This window comes from Mesorhizobium sp. 10J20-29 (genome assembly GCF_054130485.1).
In genome coordinates, this window is sequence record NZ_CP199156.1 from 3,092,993 (window position 1) to 3,112,191 (window position 19,199).

17 protein-coding genes are annotated in these 19,199 nt (G+C 65.7%); 14 read left to right on the forward strand and 3 right to left on the reverse strand.

All coding sequences use genetic code 11. The annotated features are described in order from the left end of the window. Nucleotides 1-18: 18 nt before the first annotated feature. The 9 genes from ACT2BZ_RS14780 (at nucleotide 19) to ACT2BZ_RS14820 (ending at nucleotide 9,998) form a co-directional block, all read left to right on the forward strand. Nucleotides 19-2,253: a RelA/SpoT family protein gene (locus ACT2BZ_RS14780; protein ID WP_457935895.1), complete on the forward strand. Its 2,235-nt coding sequence runs from the start codon at nucleotides 19-21 to the stop codon at nucleotides 2,251-2,253. A gap of 12 nt (nucleotides 2,254-2,265) precedes the next feature. Beyond that, nucleotides 2,266-2,844, forward strand: coding sequence for an orotate phosphoribosyltransferase (gene pyrE / locus ACT2BZ_RS14785; protein ID WP_457935896.1), 579 nt, complete (start codon nucleotides 2,266-2,268; stop codon nucleotides 2,842-2,844). A 67-nt stretch (nucleotides 2,845-2,911) separates the two neighbouring features. Further along, nucleotides 2,912-3,475, forward strand: coding sequence for a DUF2062 domain-containing protein (locus tag ACT2BZ_RS14790; RefSeq protein ID WP_457935897.1), 564 nt, complete (start codon nucleotides 2,912-2,914; stop codon nucleotides 3,473-3,475). After that, a complete protein-coding gene (gene acpS, locus ACT2BZ_RS14795; RefSeq protein WP_457935898.1) occupies nucleotides 3,472-3,873 on the forward strand; it encodes a holo-ACP synthase in 402 nt (133 codons plus the stop codon). The genes ACT2BZ_RS14790 and acpS overlap by 4 nt, the downstream gene beginning before the upstream one ends. An 87-nt stretch (nucleotides 3,874-3,960) precedes the next feature. After that, nucleotides 3,961-4,710, forward strand: coding sequence for a signal peptidase I (gene lepB / locus ACT2BZ_RS14800; protein WP_457935899.1), 750 nt, complete (start codon nucleotides 3,961-3,963; stop codon nucleotides 4,708-4,710). Nucleotides 4,711-4,728: 18 nt separating this feature from the next. Next, complete coding sequence (gene rnc / locus ACT2BZ_RS14805) at nucleotides 4,729-5,442, forward strand: ribonuclease III (protein ID WP_457935900.1); 714 nt, start codon at nucleotides 4,729-4,731, stop codon at nucleotides 5,440-5,442. Continuing rightward, nucleotides 5,439-6,362 carry a GTPase Era gene (gene era, locus ACT2BZ_RS14810; RefSeq protein WP_457935901.1) on the forward strand — a complete coding sequence of 308 codons (924 nt, stop codon included), beginning with the start codon at nucleotides 5,439-5,441 and terminating at the stop codon, nucleotides 6,360-6,362. Before rnc ends, era begins: the two co-directional genes overlap by 4 nt. Before the next feature lie 73 nt (nucleotides 6,363-6,435). Further along, a complete protein-coding gene (gene recO / locus ACT2BZ_RS14815) occupies nucleotides 6,436-7,197 on the forward strand; it encodes a DNA repair protein RecO (protein WP_457935902.1) in 762 nt (253 codons plus the stop codon). An 86-nt stretch (nucleotides 7,198-7,283) separates the two neighbouring features. Then, on the forward strand, nucleotides 7,284-9,998 hold the full coding sequence (locus ACT2BZ_RS14820; protein ID WP_457935903.1) for a DUF2339 domain-containing protein: 2,715 nt from the start codon (nucleotides 7,284-7,286) through the stop codon (nucleotides 9,996-9,998). Nucleotides 9,999-10,010: 12 nt separating this feature from the next. Here the strand turns inward: ACT2BZ_RS14820 and ACT2BZ_RS14825 are convergent, their stop codons facing one another. Further along, the gene (locus ACT2BZ_RS14825; RefSeq protein WP_457935904.1) at nucleotides 10,011-11,243 is read right to left on the reverse strand and encodes an MFS transporter; all 1,233 of its coding nucleotides are present in this window, start codon (nucleotides 11,241-11,243) and stop codon (nucleotides 10,011-10,013) included. A 230-nt stretch (nucleotides 11,244-11,473) separates the two neighbouring features. Here ACT2BZ_RS14825 and ACT2BZ_RS14830 point away from each other — a divergent pair, with 230 nt between their 5' ends. From ACT2BZ_RS14830 to ACT2BZ_RS14850, 5 genes are all read left to right on the forward strand, one after another. Beyond that, nucleotides 11,474-11,992, forward strand: coding sequence for a sigma-70 family RNA polymerase sigma factor (locus tag ACT2BZ_RS14830; protein ID WP_457935905.1), 519 nt, complete (start codon nucleotides 11,474-11,476; stop codon nucleotides 11,990-11,992). After that, entirely contained in the window at nucleotides 11,989-12,777 is a 789-nt protein-coding gene (locus tag ACT2BZ_RS14835) for an anti-sigma factor family protein (RefSeq protein ID WP_457935906.1), read from the forward strand. Before ACT2BZ_RS14830 ends, ACT2BZ_RS14835 begins: the two co-directional genes overlap by 4 nt. A 149-nt stretch (nucleotides 12,778-12,926) precedes the next feature. Then, entirely contained in the window at nucleotides 12,927-14,033 is a 1,107-nt protein-coding gene (locus ACT2BZ_RS14840; protein ID WP_457935907.1) for a peptidase C39 family protein, read from the forward strand. Further along, nucleotides 14,030-15,493: a RimK family protein gene (locus ACT2BZ_RS14845; protein WP_457935908.1), complete on the forward strand. Its 1,464-nt coding sequence runs from the start codon at nucleotides 14,030-14,032 to the stop codon at nucleotides 15,491-15,493. The genes ACT2BZ_RS14840 and ACT2BZ_RS14845 overlap by 4 nt, the downstream gene beginning before the upstream one ends. A gap of 244 nt (nucleotides 15,494-15,737) precedes the next feature. After that, entirely contained in the window at nucleotides 15,738-17,639 is a 1,902-nt protein-coding gene (locus ACT2BZ_RS14850; protein WP_457941330.1) for an ABC transporter ATP-binding protein/permease, read from the forward strand. Here ACT2BZ_RS14850 and ACT2BZ_RS14855 read toward each other — a convergent pair. Continuing rightward, complete coding sequence (locus ACT2BZ_RS14855) at nucleotides 17,626-18,282, reverse strand: YfbR-like 5'-deoxynucleotidase (RefSeq protein ID WP_457935909.1); 657 nt, start codon at nucleotides 18,280-18,282, stop codon at nucleotides 17,626-17,628. The genes ACT2BZ_RS14850 and ACT2BZ_RS14855 overlap by 14 nt on opposite strands. After that, a complete protein-coding gene (gene ygfZ / locus ACT2BZ_RS14860; RefSeq protein WP_457935910.1) occupies nucleotides 18,282-19,139 on the reverse strand; it encodes a CAF17-like 4Fe-4S cluster assembly/insertion protein YgfZ in 858 nt (285 codons plus the stop codon). The genes ACT2BZ_RS14855 and ygfZ overlap by 1 nt, the downstream gene beginning before the upstream one ends. Nucleotides 19,140-19,199: the final 60 nt, after the last annotated feature.

The following is a 19,199-nucleotide window of genomic DNA, read 5'->3' on the forward strand; positions in this document are numbered from 1 at the left end:
CTGGCCGGGACCTCGCCCATGATGCGTCAATATGAGCTTGTCGAGCGCGTTCAGCGCTACAAGCCCGACGTCAACGAGGCGCTGCTCAACCGGGCCTACGTCTATGCCATGCAGAAGCATGGCCATCAGAAACGTGCTTCCGGCGATCCCTATTTCTCCCATCCGCTCGAAGTCGCGGCCATCCTCACCGACATGCACATGGACGAGTCGACCATCGCGGTCGCGCTCCTGCATGACACGATCGAGGACACCACGGCCACGCGGGCCGAGATCGACGAGCTGTTCGGTCCCGACATGGGCAAGCTCGTCGAGGGCCTGACCAAGCTGAAGAAGCTCGACCTGGTCTCCAAGAAGGCCGAGCAGGCGGAGAATCTGAGAAAGCTGCTGCTTGCCATCTCGGAAGACGTCCGGGTCCTTCTGGTCAAGCTCGCCGACCGGCTGCACAACATGCGCACCCTGGACCACGTGCCGGAGGCGAAGCGCTTGCGAATCGCCGAGGAGACGATGGAGATTTACGCGCCGCTCGCCGGGCGCATGGGCATGCAGGGCATGCGCGAGGAACTGGAGGAACTGGCCTTCCGCCAGATCAATCCGGAAGCCTACCGTACTGTGACGGAGCGGCTGGCGGGCATCTTCGAGAAGAATCGCGGCGTCGTCGTCGAGATCGAGACCTCGCTGTCGGCCCTGTTCGACAAGTACGGCATCGTGGCCGAGGTCAAGAGCCGCCAGAAGAAGCCGTGGTCGGTGTTCCGCAAGATGGAGGCCAAGGCGCTGTCCTTCGAGCAGCTGTCCGACATCTTCGGCTTTCGCGCCGTCGTCGACACGGTCGAGGACTGCTACCGCGCGCTCGGCGCCATTCACACCACATGGTCGATGGTGCCCGGCCGCTTCAAGGACTACATCTCGACGCCCAAGCAGAACGACTACCGCTCGATCCACACCACCATCGTGGGTCCGTCGCGCCAGCGCATCGAGCTGCAGATCCGCACGCGCGACATGAACAACGTCGCCGAATACGGCGTCGCCGTGCACGCACTTTACAAGGACACAGGCGGCAAGGTGAACGGCTCGACGCCTGCAATCTCCAAGGAAACCAACGCCTACGCCTGGCTGCGTCGCACCATCGAGCAGCTTGCCGAGGGCGACAATCCGGAAGATTTCCTCGAGAACACTCGCCTCGAGCTGTTCCAGGACCAGGTCTTCTGTTTCACGCCGAAGGGCATGCTGATCGCCCTGCCGCGCGGCGCCATCCCCATCGACTTCGCCTATGCCGTGCACACCGACGTCGGCGACACCTGCGTCGGCGCCAAGGTCAACGGGCGCATCATGCCGCTCATGACCGAGCTGAAGAATGGCGACGAGGTCGAGATCATCCGCTCCAAGGCACAGGTGCCGCCCGCCGCCTGGGAATCGATGGTCGTCACAGGCAAGGCGCGCGCCGCCATCCGCCGCGCCACCAAGAACGCCATCCGCAAGCAGTTTTCGGGCCTCGGCCTGCGCATCCTCGAACGCGCCTTCGAACGCGCCGGCAAGAGCTTCAGCAAGGAAGCGCTGAAACCCGTTCTGCACAGGCTGGCCCGCAAGGACATCGAGGACGTTCTCTCCTCGGTCGGGCGAGGCGAGCTTGCCTCCGCCGACGTGTTGACGGCCGCGTTCCCCGACTACAAGGACGAGCGCGTCACCCAGCCGGCGCCCAAGCAGCGCGAGGAGGGCTGGTTCAACCTGCGTAACGCCGCCGGCATGCTGTTCCAGCTGCCTGGCCGCGCCGCCCGCAAGGGCAAGGCCGAACCGGGCCTGCGTGAGGGTGCGGTGCCGATCCGCGGCGTGCGCGGCGACCTTCCGGTGCGCTTTGCCGAGGAGGGCGCCGTCCCCGGCGACCGCATCGTCGGCATCGTCCAGCCGGGCTCGGGCATCACCATCTATCCGATCCAGTCGCCATCGCTGCAGGCATTCGACGACCAGCCCGAGCGCTGGATCGACGTGCGCTGGGATATCGACGAGCACAACAAGGAGCGGTTTCCGGCCCGCATTTCGGTTACCGCCATCAATGCGCCCGGTTCGCTTGCCGAAATCACGCAGGTCATCGCAGTCAACGATGCCAATATCCATATGCTGTCGATGATCCGCACAGCGCCGGACTTTACCGAGATGCTGATCGATCTCGAAGTATGGGACCTGAAGCATCTGAGCAGGCTGTTGACGCAGCTGAAGGAAAATTCGAGCGTCAGCGATGCGCGGCGCGTCAACGGCTGAACTGGGAAGACAATGGAAACAGGCGACGTAATCGACATCTTCCGCGACGCAGGCGCGGTGCTTGAGGGACACTTCATCCTGACATCGGGGCTGCGCAGCCCGGTCTTCCTGCAGAAGGCCCGCGTCTTCATGCATGCCGACAAGACCGAGAAGCTTTGCCGCGCGCTGGCCGACAAGATCCGCGCCGAAGTGCCGGGCAGGATAGACTATGTCGTCGGGCCGGCCATCGGCGGCCTGATCCCCGCCTACGAGACCTCGCGCCATCTCGGCGTGCCTGCTGTCTGGGTCGAGCGCGAGAACGGAAAATTCCGGCTGCGCCGTTTCGAGATCGAGAAGGGCGCCCGCGTCGTCATCGTCGAGGACATCGTGACGACGGGCCTGTCGATCCGCGAGACCATCGACTGCCTGCGCGAGCTGGGTGCCGAGGTCGTGGCAGCCGCCTGCATCATCGACCGATCCGCCGGAAAGTCCGATGTCGGGGTGCCGCTGGTGGCTCTTGCTGAATATGAAGTGCCGGCGTATGCCGCCGATCAATTGCCGCCGGAGCTCGCGCGCTTACCGGCGGTTAAGCCCGGCAGCCGCAATATCTGATCGTATACTGTCGTCAATGATCCAGGACCGCTAAGACCACGCCATGCTCTTTCAACGCCGAAACCCGATGCGACTTCGGGAACGCTTCAGAATCTGGTTTTGGCCGCGTCGCTCTTTCTGGCGCTCGGCTCAATACTTCTCGAAACGCGTCCTGCGTCTGCGCGCAACGCCGCACGCAATCGCTTTGGGCGTGTCGGCCGGCGTCTTCATTTCCTTCCTGCCCATCCCCGGCTTCCATTTCCTGCTCGCCGCCCTCGTCGCTTGGTGCCTGGCGGGCAACGTCGTCGCCTCTGCGCTGGGCACCGCCTTCGGCAACCCGCTGACCTTTCCCGTCATCTGGGGCTCGACCTACGAAATCGGCCACCTGATCCTGAATGGCGGCTCGGCCGGTCCTGTTCCGCCGCCGCATCTCGGCTCGCTCCTTCGCCACCTCGATTTCTCGCAGCTCTGGGGACCGTTGCTGAAGCCGATGACCGTTGGCGCCCTGCCGCTCGGTGCCGGATTTGGGCTCGTCGCCTATATTGCGACACGCTGGATGGTGACGGCCTTCCACGCGCGCCGTCAGGCCAAGCTGGCCGAAAGGTCGGCCCGGGCCGCCATCGTGCGCTCGGGCGTCGCCGCGGCGCCATGATTCTCGGCATCGGCAGCGACCTGATCGACATTCGTCGTATCGAGAAATCGCTGGAGCGTTACGGCGAGCGCTTCGTCCAGCGCATCTTCACCGAGGTCGAGCAGGCGAAGTCGGAGCGCCGCAAGCAGCGCGCGGCCTCCTACGCCAAGCGCTTCGCCGCCAAGGAGGCCTGTTCCAAGGCCCTCGGCTGCGGCATCGCGGACGGTGTCTTCTGGCGCGACATGGGCGTCGTCAACCTGCCAGGCGGCAAGCCGACCATGCATCTGACCGGCGGAGCGGCCAAGCGACTGGAGAAATTGCTCCCGCCAGGTCACCATCCGGTCATTCACCTGACCATCACCGACGATTTCCCGCTGGCGCAGGCCTTCGTCGTCATCGAGGCGGTGCCTTTCGACTAGGGGCGCCGATAAGGCAGTGAGTGCCGGCATTGCGATTGCCCCGCACGGCCTCACCCCTTATATGCAACGACCATAAAAGAGGACGACATGAGCGTGGCTGACAGATCCCAGAAGAAATCCGGCGGCCTTGGCGAGACCGTGAGCGTCATCGTCCAGGCGCTCCTCCTGGCCCTGGTCATACGCACGCTGCTGTTCCAGCCCTTCTCCATCCCGTCCGGCTCGATGCGCCCGACACTGCTCGAGGGTGACTATCTCTTCGTCACCAAGTGGGCCTACGGCTATTCGCGCTATTCGCTGCCGCTGTCGCCCGACCTGTTTTCCGGCCGCATCTGGGGCTCCGATCCCGAGCGCGGCGACGTCGTCGTGTTCAAGTTTCCGCCCAATCCCTCGCTTGACTACATCAAGCGGGTGATCGGCCTGCCGGGCGACCGCGTCCAGGTCAAGGACGGCGTCCTTTACATCAACGACGAGGCGGTGCAGCGCGAGAAGATCGGCGAGATCACCAATCCCGACATCACCGAGACCGACCGCCCGGTCGACGTCTACCGCGAGACGCTGCCCAACGGCGTCTCCTATGACACGCTCGACCTGACGCCCAATTCGGCCGGCGACAACACGCGCGAATTCGTGGTGCCGGAAGGCCATTACTTCATGATGGGCGACAACCGCGATAATTCTGCCGACAGCCGCTTCACCGTCGGTTTCGTACCGGAGGACCACCTGGTCGGCCGCGCCAACATCATCTTCTTCTCGATTGCCGGGGGCGCCAGCCCGCTGGAAATCTGGAAATGGCCGAGCGAGATGCGTCCGTCGCGACTCTTCAACTTCGTCAAGTAGCATGAGCGGTTTCCGCCCATGGCTTTGAAACGGCCGACCGGCGAGGCGCTGGCGGCGGCGCTTGCCACCGCCACCGGCCACATCTTCCACGACTTCACGCTGATGCAGCGCGCGCTGACCCATTCGAGTGCGCGCGGCAAGACCTACGACAACGAGCGCCTCGAATTCCTCGGCGACCGTGTCCTCGGCCTGGTGGTGACCGAGATGCTGTTCACGGCCTATCCGGACGCCACCCAGGGCGAACTCGCCGTACGGCTGAGCGCGCTGGTCTCCGGCGCGACCTGCGCCGAGATCGCCGAGCAGATCGGTCTGGTGCCGCTGATCCATGCCGATTCCGGTGTCCGACAGGCCAAGGCCAAGGCCCGCAACGTGCGCGCCGATGCCATCGAGGCGCTGATCGCCGCCATCTATCTCGACGCCGGCCTGGAGGCCGCGCGCAGCTTCATCCTGCGCTACTGGGAACCGCTCGCCCAGGCCGTGGTCAAGGTGCCGCGCGATCCCAAGACCGAGCTGCAGGAATGGGCGCACCAGGCCGCACAGGCCGCGCCCGCCTACCAGATCGAAGGTCGGGATGGTCCCGACCACGATCCGCTGTTTACGGTCAGCGTCGCGGTGTCGGGTTTTGAGCCCGCAATCGGGCGCGGCCGATCGAAACGCGAGGCCGAGCAGTCCGCGGCGGCTGTCATGCTTCGGCGCGAAGGCGTCTGGGAAGACGAAGGGAACGAGACGTGACCGAAGAACAGGAAGAACAGCAGGAACGGCCGACCCATTCGGGCTTCGTCGCCCTGATCGGCGCGCCCAATGCCGGCAAGTCGACGCTGGTCAACCAGCTGGTCGGAGCCAAGGTCTCGATCGTCACCCACAAGGTGCAGACGACGCGCGCCATCGTGCGGGGCATCGCCACCCACAACAACGCGCAGATCGTCTTCGTCGACACGCCGGGCATCTTCAAGCCGAAGCGCCGGCTCGACACCGCGATGGTCACCACCGCTTGGGGAGGCGCCAAGGATGCCGACATCATCCTCGTGCTGATCGATGCCGAGCGCGGCATCAAGGGGGATGCCGACGCTATGCTCGACCGCGTCGCCACGGCAGGCCAGCCGAAAATCCTGATCCTCAACAAGCTCGACCGCGTGAAGCCCGAATCCCTGCTGGCGCTGTCGGAAGCGGCCAACGCCCGCGTCGAATTCAAGCGCACTTTCATGCTCTCGGCCCTCAACGGCTCCGGCTGCAAGGATCTGCTCGACTACCTGGCCGAAGCGCTCCCCGAGGGTCCCTGGTACTATCCCGAGGACCAGATCTCCGACCTGCCCATGCGCCAGCTCGCCGCCGAGATCACGCGCGAAAAGCTCTATCTCAGGCTGCACCAGGAACTGCCCTATTCCTCGCATGTCGAGACCGAGAAGTGGGAGGAGAAGAAGGACGGTTCGGTGCGTATCGAGCAGGTCATCTATGTCGAGCGCGACAGTCAGAAGAAGATCGTGCTCGGCCACAAGGGCGAGACGATCCGCTCCATCGGTCAGGCCGCGCGCAAGGACATCGGCGAGATCCTGGAGCAGAAGGTGCACCTCTTCCTGTTCGTCAAGGTCCGCGAGAACTGGGGCAACGACCCCGAGCGCTACCGCGAGATGGGTCTCGATTTCCCGCACTAGGGCCGGCTCGTTCGGAAAGCGGGCAAACGCGTTCGTCTTGATTTCGGCGCACAAGCCGTGAAATGCTTTTTCGATGGAATGGCGCGACGAGGCAATCATTCTCGGAACCCGCAAGCATGGCGAGACCAGCGCCATCCTTGAGGTGATGACGCGCGCGCATGGCCGCCATCTTGGCCTGGTGCGTGGCGGCCGCTCGCGCAAGCAGCAGCCGGTGCTTCAGGCCGGCAACCGCGTCGACCTGATCTGGCGCGCCCGGCTGGACGAGCATCTCGGCACCTTCCAGGCCGAGGCGCTGGAGCTCAACGCCGCGCGGCTCTTCGAAAGCGCCACTGCCATCTACGGGCTGCAGACGCTTGCCGCCCATCTTCGCCTGCTGCCCGAGCGCGACCCGCACGAGCGCCTGTTCGAGACGCTCGGCCTCGTCATCGACCATCTCGACGATCCGCAGGGCGCCGGCGAACTCGTCGTGCGCTTCGAACTGATGCTGCTCGACGAACTCGGTTTCGGTCTCGACCTCACCCAATGTGCCGCCACCGGCCTGCGCGAGGACCTTGTCTATGTCTCGCCGAAGTCGGGCAGGGCGGTGTCGCGCGGCGCGGGCGAACCGTGGCGCGACCAGATGCTGGCGCTGCCCCCCTTCCTCTTGCGCGGCTCCGGCCTGCGCGCCGACAGCGCTGCCATCGAGCAGGCCTTCCGGCTCACGGGCTACTTCTTCTCGCGCCATGTCTACGAGCCGCGCGGCTTCGGAGAGCCGGAAGCGCGCTCGGCCTTCCTCGGCGCGCTGCGCCGAAACCATGCCCGCCTGCTCGCCGGCAATGGCGAGGACGCCGCCTGAGCAACACGCTGCCGCTGTGGGATAGCGCAAACTGTTAGTCACTGTGCGCTAGTCTGCTGCCCGCCGCAGCAGGTTTGAGGGGCAAGATGGTCGGGGGTCTTATCGGTTTCGTCGTCACACTGGCGATGATCGTCGCCATCGTAAGCCTTTACCGGCGCACCGGCAGGCTCGAGGCTGAAATCGCGGCCCTGCGGGCTGCCTTCGCGCCTGAAAAGCCCGCGACGGCCGACGCCAAATCTGCAGATGTCGGTTCAGGCGAGGCGCCGCCGGAAAAGCCGAACGCCGAAGCCCCGTCAACGCCCGCTCCCGAACCTGAAACGTTGGCCGAACAGCCCGCCGACGCGCCGAAGCCGGAAACAGCCGGGCCGTGGGGCGTCGCGGCCCCCACTGCCGCGGCCAAGACGGACACTGTCGCCGAGCGCCCTGCAACGCCGAAAGGCGAGGGCATCGAGACCGCACTAGGCACGCGCTGGGCTGTCTGGGTCGGCGGCATCGCGCTCGCCCTGGGCGGCCTCTTCCTCATCCGCTATTCGATCGAGGCCGGCATATTCGGTCCCGGCGTGCGCCTCACCATGGCGGCGCTGCTGGGCCTTGTCCTCGTCGGTGCCGGCGAGTTTGTCCGTCGTACCGGCCTTCGCGGGCCGATCGAAGGCAAGGGCGGCGCCTATGGTCCGGGCGTGCTGACCGCGGCTGGCGCCTTCACCCTGTTCGGCACTGTCTATGCCGCGCACGCCATCTACGGCTTCATCGGCCCGCTGCCCGCATTCGTCCTGATGGGACTGGTCGGCGTCGTGACGATCGCCGCCGCGCTGGCTCATGGCCAGGCGCTGGCCGGCCTCGGCCTCGTCGGTTCCATGCTCACGCCGCTGCTGGTGTCGTCGCAATCGCCCAGCGCCTGGGCGCTGTTTGGCTATCTGGCCATCGTGCTTGCCGCCAGCACGTTTATTGCCCGCCTGCGAAACTGGACCGCCACCGCATCGGCGGGCTTCGCCGGCGCAGGCACATGGTGCCTGCTCTACATGCAGGATTCCTACGAGATCAGCCTTGCCGTCATCGTCTTCATCAATGTCGTCATCCTCGGCTGCTGTGCGCTTGTCTGGCTCGCCCGCCGTCCGGCCGACGACGCATCCGGCATCGACCGCGCCACCGTCTCGGCCGCCTTCTTTGTCGCGCTGGCTTCTGCGCAACTGCTCGTCGACCCCGACCTGCAGCTTGCCGGGGGCACGCTCAGTGCCGGTCTGCTGCTCGCGGCGATGGTTCTGATTGCCGCCTTCAGCGCGCCCGCTCTGCCGATGCTCTACGCCGCCGGCGTGGCGGCGATACTGGTGTCGCTGCGCGCTGCGCTTGTCGGCACCTTCACCCTCTGGGTTGCCGGCGAACGCGTCGTCCTCGAAGGACTGCCGGCACTGCCCTCCGCCGCGAACCTGCTGAGCATCGAGACGGGCCTTGCGCTGATCTTCCTGGCGGTCGGCGTCTGGCAGGCGCTGCGCATCATCGCCGTCTCGCCTGGCCGCGCCGCGTCCTGGTCTGGTTGGGCCGCCGCCGTCCCGCTGGTCACCCTGGCATCCCACTGGCTGGCCTTCGGCAATCCCGAGCGCGACCTCTTGCATGCCTTCGTCGCGCTGGCGCTGACGATTGGGCTCGTCGGTGCCGGCGAGATAATCGCCCGCCGCGAGCTTCCGCCCCTGGCGGGCGGTCGCGCCGTCTCGCTGGCGCTTGCGGGCGCTGCGGCTTCGGTCGCCCTGATGCTGCATATGGGCTTTGGCCCGCTCTGGACGACGATGCTGGCGGGCGCCGCCGCCGCGCTGGCAGCCCTGGCGACGCGCTGGCGCAGCTACCCTATCCTGGGCTGGATCGCGGGCGGCTTCGCCATCGTGGTGCTCTTCCGTGTTGCCGTCGATCTCACTATTGTCGGCCCCGCCATGCTCGGCAAGACGCCGGTCTTCAATGCGCTGCTTCCGGGCTATGGCATCCCGGCTCTCGCCTTTGCCTTCGCCGCCTGGCAGCTCGCCCGCACGACGGCGGGCCGGCCTCGCGAGATCATGGAGGTCGCCGCAACGCTCTTCGCGCTGCTGACGGTCGCCATGCTGGTACGCCACGCGATGAACGGCGGCGTCATCGACAGTTCCACGCCGACGCTCGCGGAGCTGTCCCTCTACACGCTGATTGCGCTCGGCGCCGGTGCCATCCTCGTCGCGCTCGACACGCGGTCGCCGAGTTCGGTCCTGCGCGTCGGCTCGGTGCTGGCCGGCGTCGCTTCGGCCGCCCTGATCGTGGCGCAGCACTTCGTCTTCCTGAACCCGCTGCTTACCAATGAATCGACGGGCGGCATACCGGTCTTCAACCTGCTGTTCCTCGCCTACCTGCTGCCTTCCGTTGCTGCCGGCGGGCTTGCCGTCTACGCCCGGAACAAGCGTCCGCAATGGTATTCGGGGATGCTCGGTCTGCTCGCCGCCGCACTCCTCTTCGCCTACGCGACATTGTCGGTCAGGCGGCTCTTCCAGGGCGAACACATCGGCTACTGGGCCGGCATGAGCCAGTTGGAGACCTACTCCTATTCGGCACTGTGGCTGGCCATGGGCGTCGCGCTGCTGGTCGCGGGCGTCTGGTCGAAGTCGCAGGTCGTGCGCGTCGCCTCGGCGGTGCTGATCGCAGTCGCGGTCGCCAAGGTCTTCATCTTCGACATGTCGGAACTGGAAGGCGTCCTGCGCGCGCTGTCCTTCATCGGGCTCGGCGTCGTGCTGATCGGTATCGGGCTGTTCTACCAGAAACTGCTTTCGCGGGCGGCCCGCGCTGCCTGACGCCTGCGCCCTCTATTCGGCCGCGGCAAGCTGCATGCGTTCCACCGGCTGTTCCTTGATCGGCCAGTGGACGACGGCGGCGAAGATCCCGAGCGCCACGCCGAGCCACCAGACCGGGTCGTAGGAGCCGAACCGGTCGTAGAGATAGCCGCCGAGCCAGACGCCGAGGAACGAGCCGATCTGGTGCGACAGGAACACCATCCCGCCAAGCAGGCCGAGATGGCGGGTACCGAACATGATGGCCACCAGCGCGTTGGTCGGCGGCACCGTCGACAGCCACAGCAAACCCATCACGATGGCGAAAATAACGACGCTGGCCGGGGTCTGCGGTAGCAGCAGGAAGGCCGTCACCGCGACTGACCGGCCGATGTAGATCCACGCCAGGAAGTGCGGCTTTGAGTATTTCTGGCCGATGACCCCGGCGCCGAGCGAGCCGATGATGTTGAAGAAGCCGATCAGCGCCAGCGCGATCACCGCATAGCGCGCGTCGATGCCGAGGTCGCCGATATAGGCCGGGAAATGCGCGGTGATGAACGCCACCTGGAAGCCGCACACGAAGAAGCCGGCGACCAGCAGCGTGAAGCTGCCATGCGAGAAGGCTTCACGCAGGGCCTCCGTCACGGTCTGCTGGATTTGCGCACGCGCCGCGGCGTTGCCGCGTGAATTGCCGTAGAGCGGCATGGCCAGCACCGGTATCGCCAGCATCATCACCGCCATGATGACGAGGCTGTCCGACCAGCCGTAGCTGTCGATCAGTCCCTGGCTGATCGGCGCGAAAATGAACATGCCGGCCGAGCCGGCCGCCGTGCCGATGCCGAAGACGATGGATCGCTTTTCCGGCGGCGTGTGCCGCGCAAAGGCCGCAAGAACGATCGAGAATGAACCGGCGGCCACGCCGAGCCCGACGAGCACGCCGCCGCCCACATTGAGCATGGTGACGCTGCTGGCGGTTGCCATCAGCACGAGCCCGGCGGCATAGATCACGCCACCCATGGCCAGCACGCGCCAGGTCCCGAAGCGGTCCGCGATGGCGCCGAAGAAGGGCAGGCCTAGTCCCCAGAACAGGTTCTGGATCGCCATTGCGAGGCCGAATGTGGTGCGGTCCCAGCCTTTTTCCGCCAGCATCGGCAGCTGGAAGAAGCCCATCGCCGAACGCGGTCCGAAGGTGATTGCCGCGATCAGGCAGCCGCAGATGATGATGAGCCACGGCACGGACTTGCTCGCGGGAACGGACTGGGTCGACATCTTGGCTTCTCCGACTGACGTCTGTTCATAGCTGAACGGTCCTCTGCACGGAAATCAATTGCCTGCATGATCCATTCAATCTCCTTGATGCGTGGGCATGTGCCCGGGAAGAATCCGACGTCGGCAGGCGTTGTATGGGCAAAGGTCGGCGTCGGCAGGTCAGCGGCTTGTGCCGCCGCGGGAAGCGGAGTTCAATCGCGGGAGATTTTGCAGCGACCCGGGCAGGTGGCATGGAACAGCGGAAGGCAGCGATCTTGGCGGAATTGCCGCGCTTGCGGCGCTATTCCCGTGCGCTGTTGCGAGACCCCGACGCGGCCGACGATCTCGTCCAGGATTGCCTGGAGCGCGCGCTCCGGCGGCTCGACAACTGGCAGACGGATGAAAACCCGAGGCGGTGGCTATTCACCATCATGCACAATCTCTTCATCGACCAGACACGGCGCACAAGGCGGCGCGCGGAGGTGGTGACGCTGACGCTGGACGATTCCGAGGCCGTATCCGCGCCGGCCGAGCAACATGAGAGCATCGCGACGCGCGAGATAATGGACGCATTGCAGGAAATCCGGCCCGATCGCCGTGCAGCCATTCTTCTGGTCGGGCTCGAGGGCTTTTCCTATGCCGAGGCCGCGACCCTGCTCGGCGTCCCGGCCGGTACGCTTATGTCGAGAGTATCGCGTGGGCGCGAGGAGTTGCGCGGCCTGCTCGACGATTTCTCCCGCCGCCGCGTCGTCAAGGTGGTGGAACGATGAGCCGCCGCGTCTACACCGAACGGGACATCCACATGGCGCTCGACGGCGAGCTGCCGGCCGACGAGCTGCCCGGCTACGAGGCCTGGCTCGACGCCAATCCCGACATGAAGGCGCGCAGCGTGCGCTTCGAGGCCGACAGGGCCCGTCTGCGCCAGACCTTTGCGGATGCGCTGACCGAGCCCGTGCCCGAACGCCTGGAACGGCTGGTGTTCGGCGAACCGGTTGGCTCCTCGGCAGGCGGCGGAACCTGGCGCATGGCAGCCGCGGCTGTGCTGCTGCTTTCACTCGGCGTTAGCGCCGGCTATCTCGCCGGTATCGCGGGCCGTCATGTCGAACCGGCCGAGGAAGTGCTCGCCGGGGAGGCGATTGCCGCCCACACCATCTTTGCCGCCGAGAAGCGCCATGCGGTCGAGGTCGGCGGCGACGACCGCGAACACCTGCTCGGCTGGCTCTCAAACCGCATCGGCCTGACGCTTGTCGCGCCCGACCTCGCAGATGACGGCTTCGAGCTGGTCGGCGGCCGGCTGCTGCCGGCGGGCATCAACCGCGCCGCCCTGCTGCTCTACGAAGACGCAGAAGGAAACCGCATCTCGGTCTTCGTCATGGCCGAGAAGGCGGGCACCGCCAAGGGCACCTACAAGCTGGCGAGTGACGGCCCGAGCGCCATCTACTGGCTGGACGAGGGCTACGCTTGCGCCATCGTCGGCACCCTGCCGCAGGAGCGGCTTTCCAAGGTCGCCGGCAGCGCTTACCGCCAGCTTCTTGCAGGCGCCGGCAAGGTCTGATGCAGGCGGCGGGGGACGGCCGGGAATTGCGTCACAATTCGGCCTAAATCGAGGAGCGATAGCGCAAAAGCTGTCATGGTGTGACTGGCCCGAGCGGAAGCCCTGCCAGGTTGAGTGTTTCTCTCCTCTTCTCAAGCTTTCCGGTTTGCATGTCCGCCGAAATCCGCACGGCCCGCGCCTCCGACATCGACGCCCTGGTGGCGCTCGAGAACGCCGTCTTCGACAGCGATCGCATTTCTCGCCGTTCGTTTCGCCAGCTCATCGAGCGCGAGACCGCCGAGACGCTCGTCGCCGAGAAGGACGGCTGCCTCGCCGGCTATGCGATGGTCCTGTTTCGCAAGGGCATCGGCGTGGCGCGGCTCTATTCCTTCGCCATCGGCCCCGGCTTCGCAGGCATGGGGCTTGGCCGCCTGCTGCTCGAAAGGGTCGAGCGCGTCTCCTACGACCACGGCCGCATGATGCTGCGTCTCGAGGTCCGCGAGGACAATGCGCGCGCCATCAGCCTCTACGAGCAGAACGGTTACCGCAGGATCGGCCGCGAGGCCGATTACTACGAGGACGGCATGGCGGCGCTGCGCTTCGAGAAAACGCTGCGCGGCGACGTCCCGGTGGGCACCAGGGTACCCTTCTACGAGCAGACCTGCGACTTCACCTGCGGGCCCTGCTGCCTGATGATGGCGATGGCCAATTTCGACCGCTCCTTCGTGCCCGACCCGATCCGCGAGATCCGCCTCTGGCGCGAGGCCACCACCGTCTTCATGATGTCGGGCACCGGCGGCTGTGAGCCCTTCGGGCTCGGCGTCGCCGCATATGAGAACGGCCTTTCGGCCGAACTCTTCGTCTCCTTCTATGGCGCGCTCTTCCTGCAGTCGGTGCGCAGCGAGGAGAAGCGCCGCGTCATGGAACTCGCCCAGGTCGATTTCAGGACCCGCGCGGAACAATACGGCATTCCCGTCCATTACCGGTCGTTCTCGATCGATGACGTCCGCGCGGCCCTTGCCGCCGGCAAGTTGGTCGTCGTTCTCATCAGCGGGTATCTGATGTTCGGCAAGAAGGTTCCTCACTGGGTGCTCGCCATCGGCGACGACGGCACCCACATCCTCATGCACGACCCCTGGATCGAGGACGAGCGGCGCGAGACCATGTCGGACGCCGCCAACGTTCCCGTCCCCTACGACATCTTCATCCAGATGGCGCAGTTCGGCCGCGATGGCCTGCGCGCGGCCATCATCCTCGGAAAGCCCGACGCACCATGAGCTGGGTCATCCTCACCGGCAGGCAGAGCGACCTCGACCAGGTGGCGACGCCGCACAAGATCATCACCAATCGTGACTATCTTGCCCACCCCGCGCTGTTCCGCGGCCAGCGTCCGAAGGTCATCAACCTCTCCAGCAGCTACGGTTACCAGAGCCGCGGTTACTACGCCTCGCTGCTGGCCAGCTCGCGCGGCCACAAGGTCATCCCGAGCGTCGAGACCATCATCGACCTGTCGGAGCGCAAGCTCTACGAGCACGCGCTCCCTGAGCTGGAGCTGGCGCTCAACAAGTGCCGCAAGGAGCTCGGCGGCGAGTTTCCCGCCAAGGCGTCATTCTTCTTCGGCATCGGCCCGGCCAAGGCTTGGGACCGATTCGCCAAGCTCCTGTTCGACTGGTTTCGCGCACCCTCGCTCGAAGTCTCGATCCGCGGCGACGCGCAATGGGCCTCGATCCGCAAGATCGGCTTCCTGCCGGTCAACCGGCTTGAGGGCGAGGAGGAGGCCCGCTTCCTGGCCTCCATGGAGACCTACACCGGCCGCGAATGGCGCGACACCAAGACCCGCACGCCGGCCCGCTATACCTTCGCAACGCTGGTCGACCCCCAGGAAGAACTGCCGCCCTCGGCCATCTCGTCGCTGCGCCACTGGGCCCGCATTGCCGAGAAGATGGGTGTCGAGGTCGAGCCGATCACCAAGAAGGACTTGGCAAAGCTCGCCAACTACGACGCGCTGTTCATTCGCGAGACAACGTCGATCTCAAACCACACCTACCGCTTCGCGCGCCGTGCCCAGCAGGAAGGCATGCCCGTCATCGACGACCCGCTGTCGATGATCCGCTGCACCAACAAGGTCTATCTCAACGAGTTGATGGCCTACAACAAGGTACCGGTGCCGCCGACCGTGATGATCGCAAGCCCGGCCGACTTCGAGATCGCTGCCCAGACGCTGGGCTTCCCGCTCGTTCTTAAAATTCCCGACAGCGCATTTTCGCGGGGCGTCAAGAAAGCCTCGAGCTTCGAGGAGTTGCGCTCGCTCGCCACGCAGTGGCTGGAGGATTCCGACCTCCTGATTGCGCAGAAATTCATGCCGACCGAGTTCGACTGGCGCGTTGGCGTCCTCGGCGGCCAGCCGCTCTTTGCCGTCCATTATCTGATGGCCAAGCAGCACTGGCAGATCGTCAACCACCGGCCGGGCGGCAAGCCCGTGCAGGGCGGATTCAAGTCCTTCACTTTGAAGGAGGCGCCACCGCTCGTCGTGGAGACCGCGGTGCGTGCCGCGCGCTGCATCGGTGACGGCCTCTACGGCGTCGACCTCAAGGAGACCCCCGAGGGCGTCTTCGTCATCGAGGTCAATGACAATCCCAACCTCGATCACGGCTGCGAGGATTCAGGCGAGAAGGACGAGGTCTGGATCCGCCTGACACAGTGGTTCCTCGACCGGCTCGACCGCCCCGGCCGCTAGGGCGGCCTTCCGGAAGTCATTGCTTCCCTTGCGGAAAGTGCAGATCGGCCACAGCTCCGGGTCAATCGCCGCAAGCTCGCACTTGGTCGGTTAGAACGCGCTCGAATCATGCTACTTTGTGGCTGAAAAGAGGCGCTTGGGTGGACAAATTGTGACCTGGACCCGTGTCGCAGGACCCTTGCGGGGTCTCCTCGACACATTGCGCGGCGGCAGCCGTGCGCCGCAGCTCACCGCTGTGTCCTCGATGCGCGGTTTCTGGGGTCTGATGCGGGCCTACTGGCTGTCGGAGCGCTGGAAGGAAGCCTGGACGCTCACTGCCATCATCGCGCTCTTCACCGCCGCCTCCAGCAAGACCAGCGTTTGGCTTGCCGAGGCGTCGGGCGAACTGGTCAACTCGATCGCCTATTTCCACGATCCGGGCAATGCCGATCCACTCTCCGCCGTGCTTACCGCCGCCGGCACGCTGGTCCTTCTCGTCATCTTCAAGGATGCCGGCATCACCGGGGTACGGCATCTTTTCTCGACCACGCTACACCGCAAATGGCGGCGCTGGCTGAACGGCAGGTTCAACGAGGCCCTGCTCGACGGCAACCACACCCACTACCACGTCCAGCACGCCAGCCGCAGCGAGGACGGTTCGCCGCTCGCGCCGCCCGACAATGTCGATCAGCGCATCCAGGAATCGATCAAGGGCATGACCGGCGGTGCCATCGGGCTCGCCATGGGCGTCATGGGTGTCGTCACCTCGCTCTATTTCGTCGGCCGCAAGCTCATCGAGACGTCGACCACCGTCGAGGGCCTGGAGTTCCTCGGCATCTATGGCGGCGCCGTCCTCGCTTTCGCTGCCGTCGCGCTCTACGTTCCGCTCAACACCTTCGTCGCCATGAAGCTCGGTGGCATACTCGAGCGCCTCACCATCGCCATGCAGCGCGCCGAAGGCAGCTACCGCGCCGAGCTGACGACCCTCCTGCGGCGCAGCTTCCACGTTGCCGCCGCGCACGGCGAGGCGGTCCAGCAGAACATTCACCAGCGCCTCTACCGCAACATCGACGGCATCTGGTCGAAGCTAAACTGGTTCCACTCCGGCTACATGTCGTTCGAGCTGATCTACAATTTCCTCGCTGCCCGCATCGTCGCCTACGGCCCCGGGCTGCTGCCCTATGTCAACGAGAAGATCAACCTCAAGGGCTATGTCACCGGGGCCGAGCTGGTCAATTCGCTGATCAGCCAGTGCTCCTGGTTCATCCACGTCATGCCGGCCATTGCCACGCTGCGCGCCAATGCCCGTCGCGTGACCGATCTTGCCGTCGCCATCGAAGAGGTGCAGCAGCCTGCCGCCTTCTACCGCCGCACGGGTCGATCCGATTTCCACTACGGCCTGCAAAACGCGATCTTCGGCCTGACGGTGCGCAACCTCGAGCTGCTGCACCAGGGCGAGGGCGACACGCCCTTCCTCAGCGTCCCGCATCTCCACTTCCGGCGCGGAGAGTGGACCTTTGTCAAGGGCGAGTCCGGCTGCGGCAAGACCTCGTTTATCAAGGCGATCAACGGCTTGTGGCCGCATGGCGGCGGCCACGTCGTGTTCCCGGAGGGGGTAAAATATCTCTACGCGGCCCAGGAGGTGAAGTTGCCGCAGGTGTCGCTGAAGCAGCTCGTCTGCCTTCCCGACGCACCAGCCGACCACAGTGACACCGGCGTCGCGGCGGCCCTGCACAAGGCCGGGCTCGGCGAGTTCATCGAGCACCTCGCCGAGGCCGAGCGCGAGGGCAAGACCTGGGACCAGATCCTGTCTGGCGGCCAGAAGCAGAAGCTCGTCGTCGCCCGCATCCTGCTGCACCGGCCGGGTCTCTTGTTTCTCGACGAGGCCACCGGGGCGCTCGACCCCGAGGCCAAGGTCGCCTTCCACCAGGCGATTCGTGACAATTGCCCCGACGCCACCGTCATCAGCGTCATGCACGAGGCGACGCCGCCGAAGACCGAGACGGGCGGCCATTTCTATCACAGCGTGCTGCAGTTCGCCGATGGCGTGGCCACCAAGAAGGCCTACGAAGGGGGCTTGCCGCGCCAGATTTCCAGGATGCTCGTCGCTGCCGGCCCGGCTGTCCCGGCGCCCTCCGTTCCGCCTGTCCGACTTAAGCGGAAGTAGCGCGCGGCATGGCTGTCATTGGAACCGTGCCCTCGGCCCGCCTCAGCTTCTCGATCGCTGCAAAGCGGGAGAGAAAATCCTTCTGCGCGGCCTTTGCCGGCTTGCAGGACAAGTCGAACCCGTCGGCCGAGATGTTGCGCGGTCGCCCGAAAAACTTCGTTGCCTCCGCAACCGAAAAGCCTGCCAGTTCCGTTGCCTCGAAATAGGCCGAGATCTGGTCGGCCCGCTTGACCAGCTTGCGCAGTCCCTCGCGGGCGTCGGCGGGAAGCGAGAAGCGAAGGTGGATGACGTGCTGCAGCCGGTTCTCGACGGACTTGTAGCCGCCGCCGACCGCCGACTTGAAGGGCGAGATCATGTCGCCGATGACATATTCCGGCGCATCGTGCAGCAGCGCCATCAGCCTGTCGTCGGGTGTGGCGTTGGGCGAAAGCGTGCAGAAGATGTCTTCGACCAGCAGGCTGTGCTGCGCCACCGAGAAGGCATGGTCGCCGCCGGTCTGGCCGTTCCAGCGCGCCACGCGCGCAAGGCCGTGCGCTATGTCGGAAATCTCGACGTCGAGCGGCGAGGGGTCGAGCAGGTCGAGACGCCGGCCCGACAGCATGCGCTGCCAGGCGCGGGGAGGGGCACCAGCCTTGTCCGCCATCAGGCTTCGTCCCCGGCCGGCTGCGGATAGGTGAACTTGGCGAAGGTGGGGATACGTAGCGACACCGCCACGTCGCCGGCGAGGATCGGCGTGCCGGCGTCCATCGCTTCCTTGGCGCGGTCGATGCGCACGATGGCAAGGCCGCTCCGTCCCGCTGTCGAGCCGAGCCTCCCGATGCTGCGTCCGTCGGCCGAGACCTCGGTGCCGGTCGCCGGCAGATTGCTCTCGGCCTCGACGATCAGCACGCGTCGCCGCGCCGTGCCGCGGTGCTGCATGCGTGAAACCACTTCCTGCCCGACATAGCAGCCCTTGCGAAAGCCGACGCCGCCGAGCTCGTCGAGCAGCACGTCATGCGGAAAGGCGTCACCGAGCGTGTAGTCGCTGCCGCTTTCTGCCACGCCGTTGCGGATGCGGAACGCGGTCCACTCCTCGACGCCCGCATCGGCCTCGACCGGTTCGTAGATACGCCTGACCTCGACCGGTGCGGCAAAGCGCATGTCGCGGATGCCGCTTGAATCACTTTGCGAAGGGACTGAATCACTCTGCCACGAAACAGCGACAGACGGTTGATCCTGCTTGGCAATTTCGGCCTTGGCCCGCAGCTTGTAGAGCATGAGCCGCCGCACAAGGTCGTCCGCGGCGCCGGCCGGGCAGTCCAGTCGCAAGCCTTGCTCGTCCTGCCGCGAGATCAGGAAATCGAACAGGATCTTGCCCTGCGGTGTCAGCAGCGCGGAAGGCTGCGCCTGCCCGGCAGCGAGCGCGTCGAGATCTGAGGTGACGATGTTCTGCAGCAGCGGCTCGGCATCCACGCCTGACACGGTGATGATCGCGCGGTCGTCTAGTCGGGCAATGGGCATGGCTGGGGGCGGCCTGATCTTGCAATATGGTCGGGCTTTACGTAAGCCGCACGCACTCTC